At 42.3% G+C, this 18522-nt stretch carries 17 protein-coding genes and 1 riboswitch; of the genes, 14 read left to right on the top strand and 3 right to left on the bottom strand.

Going from position 1 to position 18522, the window contains the following annotated elements; genetic code table 11:
- The first annotated feature begins 6 nt into the window (after positions 1–6).
- Positions 7–109: riboswitch (TPP riboswitch) on the top strand.
- A gap of 68 nt (positions 110–177) precedes the next feature.
- The 9 genes from HT728_RS05835 to HT728_RS05795 all read left to right on the top strand — a co-directional run bounded on the left by HT728_RS05835 (position 178) and on the right by HT728_RS05795 (position 8744).
- Positions 178–468: a thiamine-binding protein gene (locus HT728_RS05835; RefSeq protein WP_000647659.1), complete on the top strand. Its 291-nt coding sequence runs from the start codon at positions 178–180 to the stop codon at positions 466–468.
- Complete coding sequence (locus HT728_RS05830; protein WP_001245134.1) at positions 431–1189, top strand: ABC transporter permease; 759 nt, start codon at positions 431–433, stop codon at positions 1187–1189. Before HT728_RS05835 ends, HT728_RS05830 begins: the two co-directional genes overlap by 38 nt.
- Positions 1190–1227: 38 nt before the next feature.
- Positions 1228–2235, top strand: a complete 1008-nt coding sequence (locus HT728_RS05825; protein WP_050136943.1) for an ABC transporter substrate-binding protein — start codon at positions 1228–1230, stop codon at positions 2233–2235.
- A complete protein-coding gene (locus HT728_RS05820) occupies positions 2235–2963 on the top strand; it encodes an ABC transporter ATP-binding protein (RefSeq protein WP_173234327.1) in 729 nt (242 codons plus the stop codon). Before HT728_RS05825 ends, HT728_RS05820 begins: the two co-directional genes overlap by 1 nt.
- Before the next feature lie 118 nt (positions 2964–3081).
- Entirely contained in the window at positions 3082–3540 is a 459-nt protein-coding gene (locus HT728_RS05815; RefSeq protein ID WP_004261972.1) for a CtsR family transcriptional regulator, read from the top strand.
- Position 3541: 1 nt separating this feature from the next.
- Positions 3542–5974, top strand: a complete 2433-nt coding sequence (locus tag HT728_RS05810; protein WP_173234325.1) for an ATP-dependent Clp protease ATP-binding subunit — start codon at positions 3542–3544, stop codon at positions 5972–5974.
- 147 nt (positions 5975–6121) lie between these two features.
- Complete coding sequence (locus HT728_RS05805) at positions 6122–7180, top strand: AAA family ATPase (RefSeq protein ID WP_172925428.1); 1059 nt, start codon at positions 6122–6124, stop codon at positions 7178–7180.
- A gap of 9 nt (positions 7181–7189) precedes the next feature.
- The gene (gene pnuC, locus HT728_RS05800; protein WP_173234323.1) at positions 7190–7969 is read left to right on the top strand and encodes a nicotinamide riboside transporter PnuC; all 780 of its coding nucleotides are present in this window, start codon (positions 7190–7192) and stop codon (positions 7967–7969) included.
- A 1-nt stretch (position 7970) separates the two neighbouring features.
- Positions 7971–8744, top strand: a complete 774-nt coding sequence (locus HT728_RS05795) for an NUDIX hydrolase (RefSeq protein ID WP_173234320.1) — start codon at positions 7971–7973, stop codon at positions 8742–8744.
- Positions 8745–8909: 165 nt separating this feature from the next.
- Here the strand turns inward: HT728_RS05795 and HT728_RS05790 are convergent, their stop codons facing one another.
- From HT728_RS05790 to hslO, 3 genes are read right to left on the bottom strand one after another with little or no spacing between them, the layout of a single operon-like run.
- A complete protein-coding gene (locus HT728_RS05790; RefSeq protein ID WP_172925430.1) occupies positions 8910–9461 on the bottom strand; it encodes a cysteine hydrolase family protein in 552 nt (183 codons plus the stop codon).
- Position 9462: 1 nt separating this feature from the next.
- A complete protein-coding gene (gene dusB, locus HT728_RS05785) occupies positions 9463–10443 on the bottom strand; it encodes a tRNA dihydrouridine synthase DusB (RefSeq protein WP_173234318.1) in 981 nt (326 codons plus the stop codon).
- Positions 10430–11302 carry an Hsp33 family molecular chaperone HslO gene (hslO, locus tag HT728_RS05780; protein ID WP_173234315.1) on the bottom strand — a complete coding sequence of 291 codons (873 nt, stop codon included), beginning with the start codon at positions 11300–11302 and terminating at the stop codon, positions 10430–10432. The genes dusB and hslO overlap by 14 nt, the downstream gene beginning before the upstream one ends.
- Positions 11303–11466: 164 nt before the next feature.
- Between hslO and HT728_RS05775 the strand changes: the two genes are divergently transcribed.
- The 5 genes from HT728_RS05775 to HT728_RS05755 all read left to right on the top strand — a co-directional run bounded on the left by HT728_RS05775 (position 11467) and on the right by HT728_RS05755 (position 18430).
- The gene (locus tag HT728_RS05775; protein ID WP_173234313.1) at positions 11467–12894 is read left to right on the top strand and encodes a helix-turn-helix domain-containing protein; all 1428 of its coding nucleotides are present in this window, start codon (positions 11467–11469) and stop codon (positions 12892–12894) included.
- A 158-nt stretch (positions 12895–13052) separates the two neighbouring features.
- Positions 13053–14561, top strand: a complete 1509-nt coding sequence (gene glpK / locus HT728_RS05770) for a glycerol kinase GlpK (protein ID WP_049511829.1) — start codon at positions 13053–13055, stop codon at positions 14559–14561.
- A 41-nt stretch (positions 14562–14602) separates the two neighbouring features.
- Entirely contained in the window at positions 14603–16429 is a 1827-nt protein-coding gene (gene glpO, locus HT728_RS05765) for a type 1 glycerol-3-phosphate oxidase (RefSeq protein ID WP_173234311.1), read from the top strand.
- 70 nt (positions 16430–16499) lie between these two features.
- Positions 16500–17204: an MIP family channel protein gene (locus HT728_RS05760; protein WP_016398345.1), complete on the top strand. Its 705-nt coding sequence runs from the start codon at positions 16500–16502 to the stop codon at positions 17202–17204.
- A 362-nt stretch (positions 17205–17566) separates the two neighbouring features.
- The gene (locus HT728_RS05755; RefSeq protein ID WP_173228926.1) at positions 17567–18430 is read left to right on the top strand and encodes an Rgg/GadR/MutR family transcriptional regulator; all 864 of its coding nucleotides are present in this window, start codon (positions 17567–17569) and stop codon (positions 18428–18430) included.
- Positions 18431–18522 lie beyond the last annotated feature (92 nt).

Below are 18522 nucleotides of genomic sequence, written 5' to 3'. Positions count from 1 at the left end.
TATATCTATATAATATATGGGAGTCTGTGTACAGTCTGAGAGGAAGTGTTAAACTTCGACCGCACCTGATCTGGGTAATGCCAGCGTAGGGAACGATACTTAGTCTATTCTTGACCTTTTCCATATATGGTAAAGGTTTTTCTTTTTGTCAAAGGAAAACGAGAAGAGGAGGTTTTTATGAAAGCAAGCATTGCCTTGCAAGTTTTACCCCTAGCGCAGGGGATTGATCGGATAGCTGTTATCGATCAGGTCATTGCTTACCTGCAAGCTCAAGAAGTGACCATGGTGGTGACACCATTTGAAACGGTCTTGGAAGGGGAGTTTGATGAGCTCATGCGTATTCTCAAAGAAGCGCTGGAAGTGGCAGGGCAGGAGGCAGATAATGTCTTTGCCAATGTCAAAATAAATGTAGGAGAGATTTTAAGTATTGATGAGAAACTTGAAAAGTATACTGAGACGACACATTAGTCTATTGGGCTTTCTGGGAGTCTTGTCAATCTGGCAGTTAGCAGGTTTTCTTAAACTTCTCCCCAAGTTTATCCTGCCAACTCCTCTTGAGATCCTCCAGTCTTTTGTGCGTGATAGAGAATTTCTCTGGCACCATAGCTGGGCGACCTTGAGAGTGGCTTTGCTAGGTCTAATTTTGGGAGTCTTGATTGCCTGTCTCATGGCTGTACTCATGGACAGTTTGACTTGGCTCAATGACCTGATTTACCCTATGATGGTGGTTGTTCAGACTATCCCGACCATTGCCATAGCTCCTATCTTGGTCTTGTGGCTAGGTTATGGCATTCTGCCCAAGATTGTCCTGATTATCTTGACGACAACTTTTCCTATCATCGTCAGCATTTTGGACGGTTTTAGGCATTGTGACAAGGATATGTTGACCTTGTTTAGTCTGATGCGGGCCAAGCCTTGGCAAATCCTGTGGCATTTTAAAATTCCAGTCAGCCTGCCCTACTTTTATGCAGGTCTGAGGGTCAGTGTCTCCTACGCCTTTATCACAACAGTGGTATCTGAGTGGTTGGGAGGCTTTGAAGGACTAGGTGTCTACATGATTCAGTCCAAGAAACTGTTTCAGTATGATACCATGTTTGCTATTATTATTCTGGTATCGATTATCAGCCTTTTGGGTATGAAGTTGGTCGATATCAGCGAGAAATATGTTATTAAATGGAAACGTTCTTAGAATAAGAATGTTTCTGAAAAAGAAAAGAGGAAATCAAAATGAAGAAAACATGGAAAGTGTTTTTAACGCTTGTGACAGCTCTTGTAGCTGTTGTGCTTGTGGCCTGTGGTCAAGGAACTACTTCTAAGGATAACAAAGAGGCAGAACTCAAGAAGATTGACTTTATCCTAGACTGGACGCCAAATACCAATCACACAGGGCTTTATGTTGCCAAGGAAAAAGGTTATTTCAAAGAAGCTGGAGTGGATGTTGATTTGAAATTGCCACCAGAAGAAAGTTCTTCTGACTTGGTTATCAATGGTAAGGCACCATTTGCAGTGTATTTCCAAGACTACATGGCTAAGAAATTGGAAAAAGGGGCAGGAATTACTGCCGTTGCAGCTATTGTTGAACACAATACATCAGGAATCATCTCTCGTAAATCTGACAATGTAAGCAGTCCAAAAGACTTGGTTGGTAAGAAATACGGAACTTGGAATGACCCAACTGAACTGGCTATGTTGAAAACCTTGGTAGAATCACAAGGTGGGGACTTTGAAAAAGTTGAAAAAGTACCAAACAACGACTCAAACTCAATCACACCGATTGCCAATGGTGTCTTTGACGCTGCTTGGATTTACTACGGTTGGGATGGAATTCTTGCTAAATCTCAAGGTGTAGATGCTAACTTCATGTATTTGAAAGACTATGTCAAGGAGTTTGACTACTATTCACCAGTTATCATCGCAAACAACGACTATCTGAAAGACAATAAAGAAGAAGCTCGTAAAGTCATCCAAGCTATCAAAAAAGGTTACCAATATGCTATGGAGCATCCAGAAGAAGCAGCTGATATCCTCATCAAAAATGCACCTGAACTCAAGGAAAAACGTGACTTTGTCATCGAATCTCAAAAATACTTGTCAAAAGAATACGCAAGCGACAAGGAAAAATGGGGTCAATTTGATGCAGCTCGCTGGAATGCCTTCTACAAATGGGATAAAGAAAATGGTATCCTTAAAGAAGACTTGACAGACAAAGGCTTCACCAACGAATTTGTGAAATAATGACAGAGATTAGACTAGAACACGTCAGTTATGCCTATGGTCAAGAGAGGATTTTAGAGGACATTAACCTGCAGGTGACTTCAGGAGAAGTGGTTTCTATCTTAGGCCCAAGTGGTGTTGGTAAGACTACGCTTTTCAACTTAATTGCGGGGATTTTAGAAGTTCAGTCAGGGAGAATTGTCCTTGATGGTGAAGAAAATCCCAAGGGGCGCGTGAGTTATATGTTGCAAAAGGATCTGCTCTTGGAGCACAAGACGGTGCTTGGTAATATCATTCTGCCCCTCTTGATTCAAAAGGTGGATAAGGCAGAAGCTATTGCTCGCGCAGATGACATTCTTGCGACCTTCCAGTTGACAGCTGTAAGAGATAAATACCCTCATGAACTCAGTGGTGGGATGCGCCAGCGTGTAGCCTTACTCCGGACTTACCTTTTCGGGCACAAGCTCTTTCTCTTAGATGAGGCCTTTAGTGCCTTGGATGAGATGACAAAGATGGAACTACACGCTTGGTACCTTGAGATTCACAAGCAGTTGCAGCTAACAACCTTGATCATCACGCATAGTATCGAGGAGGCCCTCAGTCTCAGCGACCGCATCTATATTTTGAAAAATCGCCCTGGGCAAATTGTTTCAGAAATTAAACTAGATTGGTCTGAAAGTGAGGACAAGGAAGTTCAAAAGATTGCCTACAAACGTCAAATCTTAGCAGAATTAGGCTTAGATAAGTAGAAAAATAGGGAGTTGGTGAAGATTATCCTTTACCAGCGCCCTTTTTCTTTTAAAAATGAGAAAATTTCGGTATAATAGTCAAAGATAGTCAAGGTTTAAAGAGAGAGGTGGGTTTGTAATGAGATTTAAAAATACATCGGATCATATTGAGGCCTACATCAAGGCGATTTTAGATCAATCTGGTATCGTGGAGTTACAACGTAGTCAGTTGGCAGATACCTTTCAGGTTGTCCCTAGTCAGATTAACTATGTGATCAAGACACGCTTTACTGAAAGTAGAGGCTACTTGGTTGAAAGTAAACGTGGTGGCGGAGGCTACATTCGTATAGGACGGATTGAGTTTTCTAGTCATCATGAAATGCTCAGGGAGCTGCTTTACTCGATTGGTGAGCGAGTTAGTCAAGAAATTTATGAGGATATTCTGCAGCTTTTGGTTGAGCAGGAATTGATGACCAAGCAGGAGATGAATTTGCTGGTGGCAGTAGCTTTGGATCGCGTTCTAGGAGAAGAAGCTCCAGTTGTTCGAGCAAACATGCTACGACAGGTCATACAAGAGGTAGATAGAAAAGGGAAGTAAGATGAACTATTCAAAAGCATTGAATGAATGTATCGAAAGTGCCTACATGGTTGCTGGCCATTTTGGAGCTCGTTACCTAGAGTCTTGGCACTTGTTGATTGCCATGTCCAATCACAGTTATAGTGTGGCAGGGGCGACTTTAAATGATTATCCATATGAGATGGACCGTTTAGAAGAGGTCGCTTTGGAACTGACTGAAACAGACTATAGCCAGGATGAAACCTTTACGGAATTGCCGTTCTCCCATCGTTTGCAGGTTCTTTTTGACGAAGCAGAGTATGTAGCGTCAGTGGTCCATGCTAAGGTGCTAGGGACGGAGCACGTCCTCTATGCGATTTTGCATGATGGCAATGCCTTGGCGACTCGTATCTTGGAGAGGGCTGGTTTTTCTTATGAAGACAAGAAAGATCAGGTCAAGATTGCTGCCCTTCGTCGCAATCTAGAAGAACGTGCAGGCTGGACTCGAGAAGATCTCAAGGCTCTACGCCAACGCCATCGTACAGTAGCTGACAAGCAAAATTCTATGGCCAATATGATGGGCATGCCGCAGACTCCTAGTGGTGGTCTCGAGGACTATACGCATGATTTGACAGAGCAAGCGCGTTCTGGCAAGTTAGAACCAGTCATCGGTCGGGATAAGGAAATCTCGCGTATGATTCAAATTTTGAGTCGGAAAACCAAGAATAATCCTGTCTTGGTTGGGGATGCTGGTGTCGGGAAAACTGCTCTGGCGCTTGGTCTTGCTCAGCGTATTGCTAGTGAGGATGTGCCTGTTGAAATGGCTAAGATGCGCGTGTTAGAGCTTGATTTGATGAATGTCGTTGCAGGGACGCGCTTCCGTGGTGACTTTGAAGAACGCATGAATAATATCATCAAGGATATTGAAAAAGATGGCCAAGTCATCCTCTTTATCGATGAACTTCACACTATCATGGGTTCTGGGAGCGGGATTGATTCAACTCTGGATGCGGCCAATATCTTAAAACCAGCCTTGGCGCGTGGAACTTTGAGAACGGTTGGTGCCACCACTCAGGAAGAATACCAAAAACACATCGAAAAAGATGCGGCCCTTTCTCGTCGTTTCGCCAAAGTAACGATTGAAGAGCCAAGTGTGGCAGACAGCATGACCATTTTACAAGGTTTGAAGGCGACTTATGAGAAACATCACCGGGTACAAATCACAGATGAAGCGGTTGAAACAGCGGTTAAGATGGCGCATCGTTACTTAACCAGTCGTCACTTGCCAGACTCTGCTATCGATCTCTTGGATGAAGCAGCGGCAACAGTGCAAAATAAAACTAAAAATGTAAAAGCAGACGATTCAGGTTTGAGTCCAGCTGACAAGGCCTTGATGGATGGTAAGTGGAAACAAGCTGCTCAACTAATTGCTAAAGAAGAGGAAGTGCCTGTCTATAAAGTCTTGGTGACAGAGTCTGATATTTTGACCACCTTGAGTCGCTTGTCAGGTATTCCAGTCCAAAAACTGACTCAAACGGATGCCAAGAAATACTTGAATTTGGAAGCTGAACTACACAAACGTGTCATCGGTCAAGATCAAGCAGTTTCAAGCATTAGCCGTGCGATTCGTCGCAACCAGTCAGGGATTCGCAGTCATAAGCGTCCGATTGGTTCCTTTATGTTCCTAGGACCCACAGGTGTCGGGAAGACCGAATTGGCCAAGGCTCTGGCAGAAGTTCTTTTTGATGACGAATCAGCCCTTATCCGCTTTGATATGAGTGAGTATATGGAGAAATTTGCAGCCAGCCGTCTCAATGGAGCTCCTCCGGGTTATGTGGGCTACGAAGAAGGTGGGGAGTTGACCGAGAAGGTTCGCAACAAACCCTATTCCGTTCTCCTCTTTGACGAAGTAGAGAAGGCCCACCCTGATATCTTTAATGTTCTCTTACAGGTCTTGGATGATGGTGTCTTGACAGATAGCAAGGGGCGCAAGGTTGATTTTTCAAATACCATTATCATCATGACGTCAAACCTTGGTGCGACAGCCCTTCGTGATGACAAGACTGTCGGATTTGGAGCTAAGGACATTCGTTTTGATCAGGAAAATATGGAAAAACGCATGTTTGAAGAGCTGAAAAAAGCTTATAGACCTGAGTTTATTAACCGTATTGATGAAAAGGTGGTCTTCCATAGCCTGTCTAGCGACCATATGCAGGAAGTGGTGAAGATTATGGTCAAACCTTTAGTGGCAAGTTTGGCTGAAAAAGGTATTGACTTGAAATTACAAACTTCCGCACTGAAATTGTTGGCCAATCAAGGATATGACCCAGAGATGGGAGCTCGTCCACTTCGCAGAACCCTACAAACAGAAGTGGAAGACAAGTTAGCAGAACTTCTTCTCAAGGGAGAATTAGAGGCAGGCAGCACACTTAAGATTGGTGTCAAAGCAGGCCAGTTAAAATTTGATATTGTATAAAAATGGAGAATCAGGAGAAATCTTGATTCTCTTTTTTGCTACTTTTTTATAAAAAATAATAAAAATCTATTGACGAAATAAAAATATAGTTTATAATAAAAACATAGACAATGAAAATATCGAAAATTATAAAAAGGCAATGCATTTATGAAAAAGAAAACAGCAGTGGTATTTGGAACCTTTGCTCCGCTTCATCAAGGGCATATCGATCTGATCCAGTGTGCAAAGCGGCAGTGTGACCAGGTTTGGGTTGTCGTTTCAGGCTATGAGGGAGACAGAGGGGAACAGGTAGGCTTAACGCTTCAAAAAAGATTTCGCTATATCCGAGAGGCCTTTCGTGATGACGAGTTGACCTCTGTCTGCAAGTTAGATGAAATCAATCTTCCTCGTTACCCTATGGGTTGGCAGGAGTGGTTGGACCAAATGTTAGCGGAGATTTCCTATGATAAAAACCAGCAAGAACTAATTTTCTTTGTGGGAGAAGCAGACTACCAGCAAGAATTGTCTAATCGTGGCTTTGAGACTGTCTTGCAAGAAAGAAAGTTTGGTATCTCAGCGACTATGATTCGAGAAAATCCAAGCAAATATTGGAAATATATTGCTCAACCCTTCCGACGTCAGTTTACAAAGAAAGTGTTGATTATGGGAAGTGCTAGCAATGGGAAGACAACTTTGGCCAAGGATTTGGCTAGGTATTACGATGCACCCGTTAGTCTGGAATACGCGCGTGAATACCAGATCAAAAACAATGTCCGCGACGATGAATTGACTCCAAAAGATTACTATTATATCCTGTTGGGGCAGTATGACCAGACCTCTAAGTTAATTGACAGTAATGCCAATAGGGGACTGGTGGTAGCAGACACCAACTCCTTAGTAACCAAGGGCTACTATGATTATTACATGGAGACTGAGGATCAAGGGGACTTATCGGGAGAGACTTTTGATAATCTCTTTGTCTCGATATTGGCTAAGGAGAAATGGGACTTGATTCTCTTTGTGCAGCCTGTCGGCTCCTATGTCAATGACGGATTTAGAGATATGACTATGGCAGAAGACCATATTCGTCATAGTTTTTCCCAGCATTTGGATCAGATGAGGGAGCGCTACTTAGCAAATATTCCACTAGTTTATCTAGCAGAGGATTATCTAGGAAATTATGAAACTGCAAAAGAGGCTATTGATGCCATTTATCAAGCAGATTAGGAGAAAATTATGAAAAAACTAACTGAAAAAATCACACAATTTATCGAAAACTTTAAAAATGTCCATGCGGAAGCCCGCAAGATTGGTTTTGCAGGAATCATGCACTTGCTCTGGAAAGATCTCTTTGTCGGCCGTAGTCTTTTCCAGTGGTTGTATCTCATCGTCCTGTCAAGTGTTCCCTTGATCTTGGAATTCACGCAAAATACAGAAAGTCATGACTGGATGAGCTTGTTTGCATCTTGGACTGGGATTGTCTGTGTTATCTTGGTAGCAGAAGGGCGTGCAAGCAATTATCTCTTTGGGGCCATTAACTCTGCTATCTATTTGGTTTTGGCCATGAATGCGACTTTTTATGGCGAAGTTTTGACGACAGTTTACTTCTTTGTCATGCAGCCGATTGGCCTCTATGCTTGGCTGTCCAACCGTATTAATGACCAAGGAAAAGCAGAAGAATCTCACTTTGAAGCCAAGAAATTATCTGTGCTTGACTGGCTCAAGTACTTAGCCTTGACTGCTATCATTTGGATTGGTATGGGCTTAGCTTACCAAAGTATCCATAGTGCTCGCCCTTTCTGTGATAGTGTTACCGATGCGACCAATGGTGTTGGTCAGCTCTTGATGACACGTCTTTACCGTGAGCAATGGATTTTCTGGATTGCAACCAATCTCTTTAGTATCTATCTCTGGTGGGGTGAAAAGATCCATATCCAAGGGATGTACTGGGTTTACACTCTCAATAGTCTAGTAGGTTGGTACCAATGGACCAAGGCAGTTCGTAAGGAGGCATAAAATGGCGGACACGATGATTCCAGCTGGGATGACAGAGAGAGAATATTTTGAAATCCATGCCAGTCAGGAAGAGTTTTTAGATTGGTACTACAAGCAGGAACTCCCTCAATACGAAAAACCAAGTGTGACGGTGGATATGGTAGCCTACTGCTTTGTCGAAGGAAAGATCAAGCTCTTATTAATTCGACGCAAGGCTCACCCTTATCAAAATTGTTTGGCTCTGGTTGGAGGATTTATGGACAAGGGCGAAGACGCTGCGCATGCCTGTCAGCGTGAGGTGAGAGAAGAAGTCAATCTCGATCTTCCTTTGGAAAAAATCGAGCAATTGATGACCGTATCGACTCCCGGCCGTGACCCACGGGGCTGGACAGTGACCATTGCCCACTTGGTTTATTTGCCTAGTCGTGCATTAGAACTTGTTCAAGCAGGAGACTATGCCAAGGATGTCGTTTTCGTAGATGTCGATTTTCAGACGGGCAAGTGCTTCTTAGAGGGAGTAGAGTTGGAGGAGCAAGCCTTCGCTTTTGACCATTATGCCATTATCCAAGAATCCATCAAACGAATCCAAGGTCGACTTGACTGGAATCCGACCTTCCTTTATCTGCTAGAGGAGGAGTTCACTGTATACGAAGGGACTGAACTGGTCAATCTTATCAACCCCGGTCGTCCAATCGTCAGCAATAACTTTCTCGTAAAATATGGAGAATATGTAGAAGAAGTCGGACTCAAACGAGTACCTAAAAAGAAACCAAGAAAAACCTATCGATTGAAATAAAAGAGTCTGGGACAAAAAGATTTTGATTTTAGGAATTCTTTATTATAAATTTTAAAAATCGATAGATTAGACAAAAAAGCGAACAAGACAGAATTCTGAGTGTCAGATAACTCGTTTTGTTCGCTTTTTATATTTAAGGCTAGACTTTTGTCCCAGACTCTTATTTTATACTTGTACTTGGGTTAAAAATTCTTCTGTAGTAAGAATTTGAGCAAACTCATCTTGTAGAGAAAGGAGATTAATCTCATGGATAGTCTCAGGAGAGATGACTTGACCGTTTTTGTTAGATAGGGTAAAACTGGCAGTAGCATCTGCTAGTAAAGTGACTTCAAAACCAAGATTTGCTGCCATTCGTGTCGTAGTAGATACACAATGAGGCAGGGTCAAACCAACAACGACTAAATGACAAATCTGATTTTTTCGTAAATAGGCTTCAAGATTTGTTCCAATAAAGGCGCTATTAACCGTTTTTTGAAAGACAGGTTCTGAAGCAACTGGTTCAAATCCACTTTTAAACACCTGATTTTGTTTGTTATGAAATTGTGACTGGGGATTGTCAGATATGTGTTGAACATGTAAGACTGGAAGAGCGTGTTTACGAAAGTATGCCAGTATCCTCAATGCTTGTTGTTCAGCTTGAGGGTTGTTCCGTTCTCCCCAGATAGGGTTATCAAATGCTTTTTGCATATCGATAATCAGTAGAGCAGTATGAACCATTTTATGCTTTATCCAATTGCAAGAGGGCTTCAATCTCTGCTAGGGTGCTAGCTTGTGAAATAGCTCCACGAAGTTTAGCTGCACCAGATGTTCCACGGAGGTAGTGAGGAGCGAGTCCACGGAATTCACGAACTGCTACGTTTTCTCCTTTGAGGTTAATCAATCGTTTCAAGTGTTCGTAGGCGATTTTCATCTTGTCTTCAAAGGTCAAATCAGGTAGGATTTCTCCTGTTTCAAAGTAATGGTTGATTTGGTTGAAGAGGTAAGGATTTCCCATGGCAGCGCGGCCAATCATGACTGCATCAGCACCGACTTCTTCGATACGTTGTTTGGCTTCTTGGACAGTACGGATGTCACCGTTGGCGATGAAGGGAATCTTGGTCAGAGCTTGGGCAACCTTGTGAAGGGTCTCAAGGTCTGCGTGACCTGTATACATTTGTTCACGGGTACGGCCATGCATGGCGAGGGCAGAAACACCTGCTGCTTCAGCAGCCAGGGCGTTTTCTACTGCCAGAGATGGGTCAGCCCAGCCGGTACGCATTTTAACGGTGAGGGGAATATCAAGAACAGATTGGACCTTGTTGATGATCGAGTAAATCTTATCTGGGTCCTTGAGCCACATAGCGCCAGCTTCGTTCTTCACGATTTTATTAACTGGACAGCCCATGTTGATATCGACGATATCGGTCTTAGTGTTTTCTTGGATGAATTCTGCTGCGCGTGCTAGGCTGTCTTCATCGCTACCAAAAAGTTGGATAGAAACAGGGTTTTCGCCCTCATCGATATGAAGCATATGCAAGGTTTTTTCATTGTTGTATTGGATTCCCTTGTCAGAGACCATTTCCATGACAACGAGTCCAGCTCCGAGTTCTTTTGCGATGGTACGAAAGGCTGAGTTGGTCACGCCAGCCATAGGCGCTAAAACGGTACGATTGGGAATCTCAACATTGCCAATCATAAAAGATGTATTAAGATTTGTCACGAATGAGTTCCTCCAGGTCGTTTTCATCAAAGTTGTAAGTCGTTTGGCAGAATTGACAAGTGATTTCTGCCCCGTGGTCTTCCTCTTTCATTTCCTGTAAGTCTGAGCTTGGAAGGCTGGCAAGAGCGTTCATAAAGCGCTCATGGCTACAGTCACATTGGAAACGGATTTCTTCTTCAGAAAGACGCTTGTAGGCCTCGTCACCGTAGATAGCCTTGAGGAGGGCTTCGATATGGTCGTCACTCTCTAGAAGAGTTGAGATAGCTGGCATCTCTTGGATGCGTTTTTCAAAGCGAGCAATCTCTTCTTCCTTGGCTCCTGGCAAGACTTGAACTAGGAAACCACCAGCAACCTTGACCTTGTCTTCCTCGTCCAAAAGGACATTGAGACCGACTGCAGAAGGGGTTTGTTGGCTTTCTGTTAGGTAGAAAGCAAGGTCTTCACCAATCTCTCCAGAGATGAGTGGGGTCAAGGAAGTATAAGGATTTCCAATGCCGTAGTCTGTGATAACGAGAAATTGACCATTTCCAACAAAAGGTCCGACTAGAACTTCACCAGTTGCAGTCTTTTTGATGTCAACACCAGGATTTTGAACGTAGCCTTTGACGTTCCCCTTGGTATCAGCAACGGTGATAATGGCTCCTAGAGAGCTAGTTCCCAGTACCTTCACTGTTAGTTTGGTATTTCCTTTTTCATTGGCTGCGAGAATCTGGCTAGCGATAAGAGTTCGACCAAGCGCTACAGTTGAGCTAGCTTGGGTTTGGTGTTTTTCTTGAGCAGTGCGGACGGTTTCTGTGGTGTCAAGGACAAAAGCACGAAAGGCGCCACTTTCTGATATAGTTTTAATAATTTTATCCATAGCTACTATTTTAGCATAAAAATGCCCAAAGGGGGAGCCGTGTGTTTGCTGATTTTCAGGATAATGGACCAGGAAATCAGCATGAAAATAAAAAGAGAAACAGATTATTTCAGGATTTCTAAGATTTATGCTATGCTTAAGGTAGAAAATGAAAGGGGTAACAAATGTATTTAGGAGATTTGATGGAGAAAGCCGAGTGTGGTCAATTTTCAATCCTTTCCTTTCTATTACAAGAGTCTCAGACGACCGTCAAGGCTGTAATGGAGGAAACAGGATTTTCAAAAGCAACCCTAACCAAATATGTCACCCTGCTCAATGACAAGACTTTGGAAAGTGGTTTAGAGCTGACTATCTCCTTAGAAGATGAAAATCTGCATCTGTCAATCGGTGCAGCTACCAAGGGGAGAGATATTCGGAGCTTGTTTTTGGAGAATGCTGTTAAATACCAGATTTTGGTTTATCTTCTCTACCACCAACAGTTTTTAGCCCATCAGCTGGCTCAAGAATTGATGATTAGCGAGGCTACGCTTGGCCGCCACTTGGCTGGTTTAAATCAGATTTTGTCAGAATTTGATTTATCCATCCAAAATGGACGTTGGCGAGGTCCAGAGCATCAGATACGCTATTTCTATTTCTGTCTTTTCCGCAAGGTCTGGTCAAGTCAGGAGTGGGAAGGTCACATGCAGAAACCAGAGAGAAAACAGGAGATTGCTACACTAGAAGAAATTTGCGGTGCAAGTTTGTCTTCAGGGCAGAAATTGGACTTGGTTCTCTGGTCTCATATCAGTCAACAACGTCTCCGTGTCAATGCCTGTCAGTTTCAAGTCATAGAAGAAAAAATGCGAGGGTATTTTGACAATATTTTCTACCTTCGTTTGCATCGAAAGGCTCCGTCCTTTTTTGCTGGGCAACACATCCCTCTCGGAACTGAGGACGGGGAGATGATGATTTTCTTCTCTTTCCTCCTATCTCATCGTATTCTTCCTCTTCATACTATGGAGTATATCCTTGGTTTTGGAGGGCAGTTGGCAGATTTGCTGACGCAATTGATTCAAGAAATGAAGAAGGAGGAGTTGCTGGGCGGTTATACAGAGGACCATGTCACCTATGAACTCAGTCAGCTTTGTGCTCAAGTCTATCTATACAAGGGCTATATTTTACAGGATCGCTACAAGTACCAGTTAGAGAATCGTCATCCATATTTGCTGATGGAACATGATTTTAGGGGAACGGCAGAGGAGATTTTTCATGCTCTACCTGCTTTTCATCAGGGGACAGACTTAGATAAGAAGATTCTCTGGGAATGGCTCCAGTTAATCGAATATATGGCTGAAAATGGTGGCCAGCATATGCGGATTGGTCTTGATTTGACATCTGGTTTTCTTGTCTTTTCAAGGATGGCTGCTATTTTAAAACGGTATTTGGAATACAATCGTTTTATTACCATTGAAGCCTATGACCGAACTCGGCATTATGATTTGCTGGTTACCAATAACCCGATTCATAAGAAGGAACAAACACCAGTCTATTATTTAAAAAATGATTTGGATATGGAAGATTTGGCAGGGATTCGTCAGTTATTATTTACCTAAAAGGCTTGGTTAACCCAGGCCTTTTTTGTGAAATTCACACAATCTCCTCACATTTTTTAAAAAATTAAAAAAAGTTGATAAACAAGAAAGCGCTTTATTTTGTATACTAGTAAGTGTAAAGAGGAAACACCTCAAGATCTTTATGAGGAGGACAGCACATGTCACAAGAAAAATACATTATGGCTATTGACCAGGGAACTACAAGTTCTCGTGCCATCATTTTTAATAAAAAAGGAGAAAAGGTCAGCTCTAGCCAAAAAGAGTTTACTCAGATTTTCCCTCAGGCAGGTTGGGTTGAGCACAATGCCAATGAAATTTGGAACTCAGTCCAGTCAGTTATTGCGGGTGCTTTCATCGAAAGCGGTGTCAAGCCAAATCAAATCGAAGCAATCGGGATTACCAACCAACGTGAAACAACTGTCGTCTGGGATAAGAAAACAGGACTTCCTATCTACAATGCTATCGTTTGGCAGTCACGCCAGACAGCACCTTTGGCTGAACAACTAAAAAGCCAAGGTTATGTGGAAAAATTCCATGAAAAAACTGGTTTGATTATCGATGCTTACTTCTCAGCGACCAAGGTTCGTTGGATTTTGGACCATGTAGAAGGCGCTCAAGAGCGAGCAGAAAAAGGGGAATTGCTCTTTGGTACCATCGATACGTGGTTGGTTTGGAAATTGACTGACGGTGCGGCTCACGTGACGGACTACTCAAACGCAGCTCGTACCATGCTTTATAACATTAAAGAACTTAAATGGGATGATGAGATTTTGGAAATTCTCAACATTCCTAAGGCTATGCTTCCGGAAGTTCGTTCTAACTCTGAAATCTACGGTAAGACAGCCCCATTCCATTTCTACGGTGGAGAAGTCCCAATCTCAGGTATGGCTGGTGACCAACAGGCAGCCCTCTTTGGACAGTTGGCCTTTGAGCCTGGTATGGTCAAGAATACTTATGGAACAGGTTCTTTCATCATCATGAATACTGGTGAAGAGATGCAGTTGTCTGAGAACAACCTCTTGACAACCATTGGTTACGGTATCAATGGCAAGGTTTACTATGCCTTGGAAGGTTCTATCTTCATCGCAGGAAGTGCCATTCAGTGGCTTCGTGACGGTCTTCGCATGGTAGAGAACTCACCAGAATCTGAAAAATACGCTCGTGATTCTCACAATGATGATGAAGTTTATGTAGTTCCAGCCTTTACAGGACTAGGAGCACCATACTGGAACCAAAATGCTCGCGGCTCTGTCTTTGGTTTGACTCGTGGAACAAGTAAGGAAGACTTTATCAAGGCAACTCTTCAATCTATCGCTTATCAAGTGCGTGACATCATCGACACCATGCAAGTGGATGCTCAGACAGCTATCCAAGTCTTGAAGGTGGATGGTGGTGCAGCTATGAACAACTTCCTCATGCAGTTCCAAGCTGACATTTTGGGAATCGATATCGCACGTGCCAAAAACTTGGAAACAACAGCTCTAGGTGCGGCCTTCCTAGCAGGTTTGTCAGTAGGTTACTGGAAAGACTTGGATGAGTTGAAACTCTTGAACGAGACAGGAGAACTTTTTGAGCCATCGATGAACGAATCGCGCAAGGAACAACTCTACAAGGGCTGGAAGAAGGCTGTGAAAGCAACGCAAGTCTTTGCGGAAGTAGACGACTAATACTGGCAGAATAAAGCGACTCAGTTAGAAAGTGTGTAAATATGGAATTTTCAAAGAAAACACGTGAATTATCAATTAAAAAAATGCAGGAACGCACCCTGGACCTCTTGATTATTGGGGGAGGAATCACAGGGGCTGGTGTAGCCTTGCAGGCGGCAGCCAGTGGTCTTGAGACTGGTTTGATTGAAATGCAGGACTTCGCAGAAGGAACATCCAGCCGTTCAACAAAATTGGTTCACGGCGGTCTTCGCTACCTCAAACAATTTGACGTAGAAGTGGTATCAGATACGGTTTCAGAACGTGCAGTGGTACAACAAATTGCACCTCACATTCCAAAACCAGACCCAATGCTCTTACCAGTTTATGAAGAAGATGGAGCGACCTTTAGCCTCTTCCGCCTTAAAGTAGCTATGGATTTGTACGATCTTTTAGCAGGTGTGAACAACACACCTGCTGCAAACAAGGTTTTGAGCAAGGATCAAGTCTTGGAACGCCAGCCAAACTTGAAGAAAGAAGGCTTGGTAGGAGGTGGAGTTTATCTTGACTTCCGTAACAACGATGCGCGTCTCGTGATTGAAAATATCAAACGTGCTAACCAAGACGGTGCCCTCATTGCTAACCACGTGAAGGCAGAAGGTTTCCTCTTTGACGAAAGTGGCAAGATTACAGGTGTTGTAGCTCGTGATCTCTTGACAGACCAAGTCTTTGAAATCAAGGCGCGTCTGGTGATTAACACAACAGGTCCTTGGAGCGACAAGGTGCGTAATTTGTCTAATAAGGGAACACAATTCTCACAAATGCGCCCAACTAAGGGGGTTCACCTAGTCGTGGATTCAAGCAAGATCAAGGTTTCACAGCCAGTTTACTTTGACACAGGTTTGGGTGATGGTCGTATGGTCTTTGTTCTCCCACGTGAAAACAAGACTTACTTTGGTACAACGGATACAGATTACACAGGTGATTTGGAACATCCAAAAGTGACTCAGGAAGATGTAGATTATCTACTTGGTATTGTCAACAACCGCTTCCCAGAAGCTAACATTACCATTGATGATATCGAAAGTAGCTGGGCAGGTCTTCGCCCATTGATCGCAGGCAATAGCGCTTCTGACTACAATGGAGGAAATAACGGAACCATCAGTGATGAAAGCTTTAACAACTTGATTGCGACTGTTGAATCTTATCTCTCTAAAGAAAAAACGCGTGAAGATGTTGAATCTGCTGTCAGCAAGCTTGAAAGCAGTACCTCTGAGAAACATTTGGACCCATCTGCTGTTTCTCGTGGCTCTAGCTTGGACCGAGATGATAATGGTCTCTTGACCCTTGCTGGTGGTAAAATCACAGACTACCGTAAGATGGCTGAAGGAGCTATGGAGCGCGTGGTTGACATCCTCAAAGCAGAATTTGACCGTAGTTTTAAACTGATCAACTCTAAGACTTACCCTGTTTCAGGTGGAGAATTGAACCCAGCAAATGTAGACTCAGAAATCGAAGCTTTTGCGCAACTTGGAGTGTCACGTGGATTGGATAGTAAGGAAGCCCATTACCTAGCAAATCTTTACGGTTCAAATGCACCGAAGGTCTTTGCTCTTGCTCATAGTTTGGAACAAGCACCAGGACTCAGCTTGGCAGATACTTTATCACTTCACTATGCAATGCGCAATGAGTTGGCTCTTAGCCCAGTTGACTTCCTTCTTCGTCGTACCAACCATATGCTCTTTATGCGTGATAGTTTGGATAGCATCGTTGAGCCAGTTTTGAATGAAATGGGACGATTCTATGACTGGACAGAAGAAGAAAAAGCAACTTACCGTGCTGATGTCGAAGCAGCTCTCGCTAATAACGATTTAGCAGAATTAAAAAATTAAGAAAAAATAAAAGAGGTGGAGGGCAGGACTCCTAGTCTACCCTCTCTCCCTTTTTAATGGAGATAGAAAGATGATGAATGAATTATTTGGAGAATTTTTGGGGACTCTAATCCTGATTCTTCTAGGAAATGGTGTTGTGGCTGGTGTGGTTCTTCCTAAAACCAAGAGCAACAGCTCAGGTTGGATTGTGATTACTATGGGTTGGGGGATTGCAGTTGCAGTTGCGGTCTTTGTATCTGGCAAGCTCAGTCCAGCTCATTTAAACCCAGCTGTGACGATTGGTGTGGCCTTGAAAGGTGGTTTGCCTTGGGCTTCCGTTTTGCCTTATATCTTAGCCCAGTTCGCAGGGGCTATGCTGGGTCAGATTTTGGTTTGGTTGCAATTCAAGCCGCATTATGAGGCAGAAGAAAATGCAGGAAATATTTTGGCTACTTTCAGCACAGGACCAGCTATCAAAGATACTGTATCAAACTTGATTAGCGAAATCCTTGGAACCTTTGTTTTGGTCTTGACAATCTTTGCTTTGGGTCTTTACGATTTTCAGGCAGGTATCGGAACCTTTGCAGTGGGAACTTTGATTGTCGGTATCGGTCTATCACTAGGTGGGACAACAGGTTATGCCTTGAACCCTGCACGTGACCTTGGACCTCGTATCATGCACAGTATCCTTCCAATTTCAAACAAGGGAGACGGAGATTGGTCTTACGCTTGGATTCCTGTTGTGGGACCTGTTATCGGTGCAGCCTTGGCAGTTCTTGTGTTTTCCCTTTTCTAGTTTAGAAAATAATTATGTTGATAAGAGCTTGAGCAAGAGCCCAATTTCAGCAAAAAATGAAGTAAATCTTCTCATAATAAAACGCATCATATCAAGTTTTCAACACCTGATATGATGCGTTTTTATGATTTTTAAGACTTTTTCTCCAGTATCTTTTTTCGATTGAAGATGTAAGTATTTTAGTAACTAATTTCTTAGTACTAGCCAACAACGATAATCATAATTCCTCCTAAAATTAGGAATAATAAAGGCAATAGTTTTTGTTTTTTCATGTGAAATACCTCACTTTTATTTTCTTCTATTTTATGCTAAAATATTAAAAATCAAAAATTGTTCCCGTATATGCTTGTTGGAGAGATATTATGAAAAAATTTGGAGAAATTTTTAAAAAGTTTCGAGAATCTAGAGGGTTTCGCTTAAAAGATGTCGAAAAAGCTGGTATATCAACATCACAGCTCTCACGTTTTGAAAAGGGAGAGACTGATTTAACCATTTCAAAATTTATGGCTATTTTGGATGAAATTAACATGCCTATTGATGAATTTATGTATGCTGTTCATGATTTTCATCGTGATGAACTGAATGAACTCTTATCAAAGATTAGGCATTTTGTATCAAATCATGATGTTGATGGGTTGAAAAAACTACTTTATTCTCAGATGGAGTCAGATTCTAAACAAGAGAAATTTCATAAGCTTAACATTATTTTATTAAAAATTCGTTTACAAGATTTATCTGGAGAAGCTTATTATTCTGGTGATGATTTATCTTATCTAACTGACTATCTCTTTAGTGTTGAATACTGGGGATACTATGAATTATTGATTTTTTCAAATACTTTAGATGTCCTAAAACACGATGTCTTTATGGTTTTGGCTAGAGAGATGTCTAGACGTTCTGATTTTTATAAAGAAATTCCTAATAATAGACGATTGATTTCATCTATGCTATTGAACGGATATATCACATGTATTGAAAGAGGAAAATTGCTTGATGCTTTGTATTTTGAAAAACGACTAAACCAATGCTTTTTCACTGAAACTGAAATTTATGAACGGTTGGTATTCCAGTATGCCCAATATCTATATCGCTATAAAAAAGAGACGGATTGTAAAGCAATTATTGAAATGAGGAAGTGTATTGGAGCAATGAAATTAGCGGGAAGTAACCATTTGGCAAAGAATTATGAGGGACATTTAGAAAAAATTTTAGCAGATAAAGGGTAGTGTGCAGATATGGGAAAGGAAGTATCTCGAAATAATATTTTGGTAGAATTGTCTTTAGAAATTTCAATTACAGTTGTTTTATCAGTTCATTG

Source organism: Streptococcus sp. 544 (assembly GCF_013277385.1).
Lineage (GTDB): Bacteria > Bacillota > Bacilli > Lactobacillales > Streptococcaceae > Streptococcus > Streptococcus mitis_BA.
Note: the sequence above shows the minus strand (reverse complement) of the source record. Positions and strands in the feature narration are given on the sequence as shown.

Bases quoted from the DNA above. Each gene is read 5' to 3' on its own strand.
- HT728_RS05775 (WP_173234313.1), top strand. From the start codon at position 11,467: ATGTATTTAGGAGATTTGATGGAGAAAGCCGAGTGTGGTCAATTTTCA.
- HT728_RS05795 (WP_173234320.1), top strand. From the start codon at position 7,971: ATGGCGGACACGATGATTCCAGCTGGGATGACAGAGAGAGAATATTTT.
- HT728_RS05810 (WP_173234325.1), top strand. From the start codon at position 3,542: ATGAACTATTCAAAAGCATTGAATGAATGTATCGAAAGTGCCTACATG.
- HT728_RS05825 (WP_050136943.1), top strand. From the start codon at position 1,228: ATGAAGAAAACATGGAAAGTGTTTTTAACGCTTGTGACAGCTCTTGTA.
- HT728_RS05820 (WP_173234327.1), top strand. From the start codon at position 2,235: ATGACAGAGATTAGACTAGAACACGTCAGTTATGCCTATGGTCAAGAG.
- glpK (WP_049511829.1), top strand. From the start codon at position 13,053: ATGTCACAAGAAAAATACATTATGGCTATTGACCAGGGAACTACAAGT.
- HT728_RS05835 (WP_000647659.1), top strand. From the start codon at position 178: ATGAAAGCAAGCATTGCCTTGCAAGTTTTACCCCTAGCGCAGGGGATT.
- HT728_RS05755 (WP_173228926.1), top strand. From the start codon at position 17,567: ATGAAAAAATTTGGAGAAATTTTTAAAAAGTTTCGAGAATCTAGAGGG.
- hslO (WP_173234315.1), bottom strand. From the start codon at position 11,302: ATGGATAAAATTATTAAAACTATATCAGAAAGTGGCGCCTTTCGTGCT.
- HT728_RS05760 (WP_016398345.1), top strand. From the start codon at position 16,500: ATGATGAATGAATTATTTGGAGAATTTTTGGGGACTCTAATCCTGATT.
- HT728_RS05830 (WP_001245134.1), top strand. From the start codon at position 431: ATGAGAAACTTGAAAAGTATACTGAGACGACACATTAGTCTATTGGGC.
- HT728_RS05805 (WP_172925428.1), top strand. From the start codon at position 6,122: ATGAAAAAGAAAACAGCAGTGGTATTTGGAACCTTTGCTCCGCTTCAT.
- HT728_RS05815 (WP_004261972.1), top strand. From the start codon at position 3,082: ATGAGATTTAAAAATACATCGGATCATATTGAGGCCTACATCAAGGCG.
- HT728_RS05790 (WP_172925430.1), bottom strand. From the start codon at position 9,461: ATGGTTCATACTGCTCTACTGATTATCGATATGCAAAAAGCATTTGAT.
- glpO (WP_173234311.1), top strand. From the start codon at position 14,603: ATGGAATTTTCAAAGAAAACACGTGAATTATCAATTAAAAAAATGCAG.
- pnuC (WP_173234323.1), top strand. From the start codon at position 7,190: ATGAAAAAACTAACTGAAAAAATCACACAATTTATCGAAAACTTTAAA.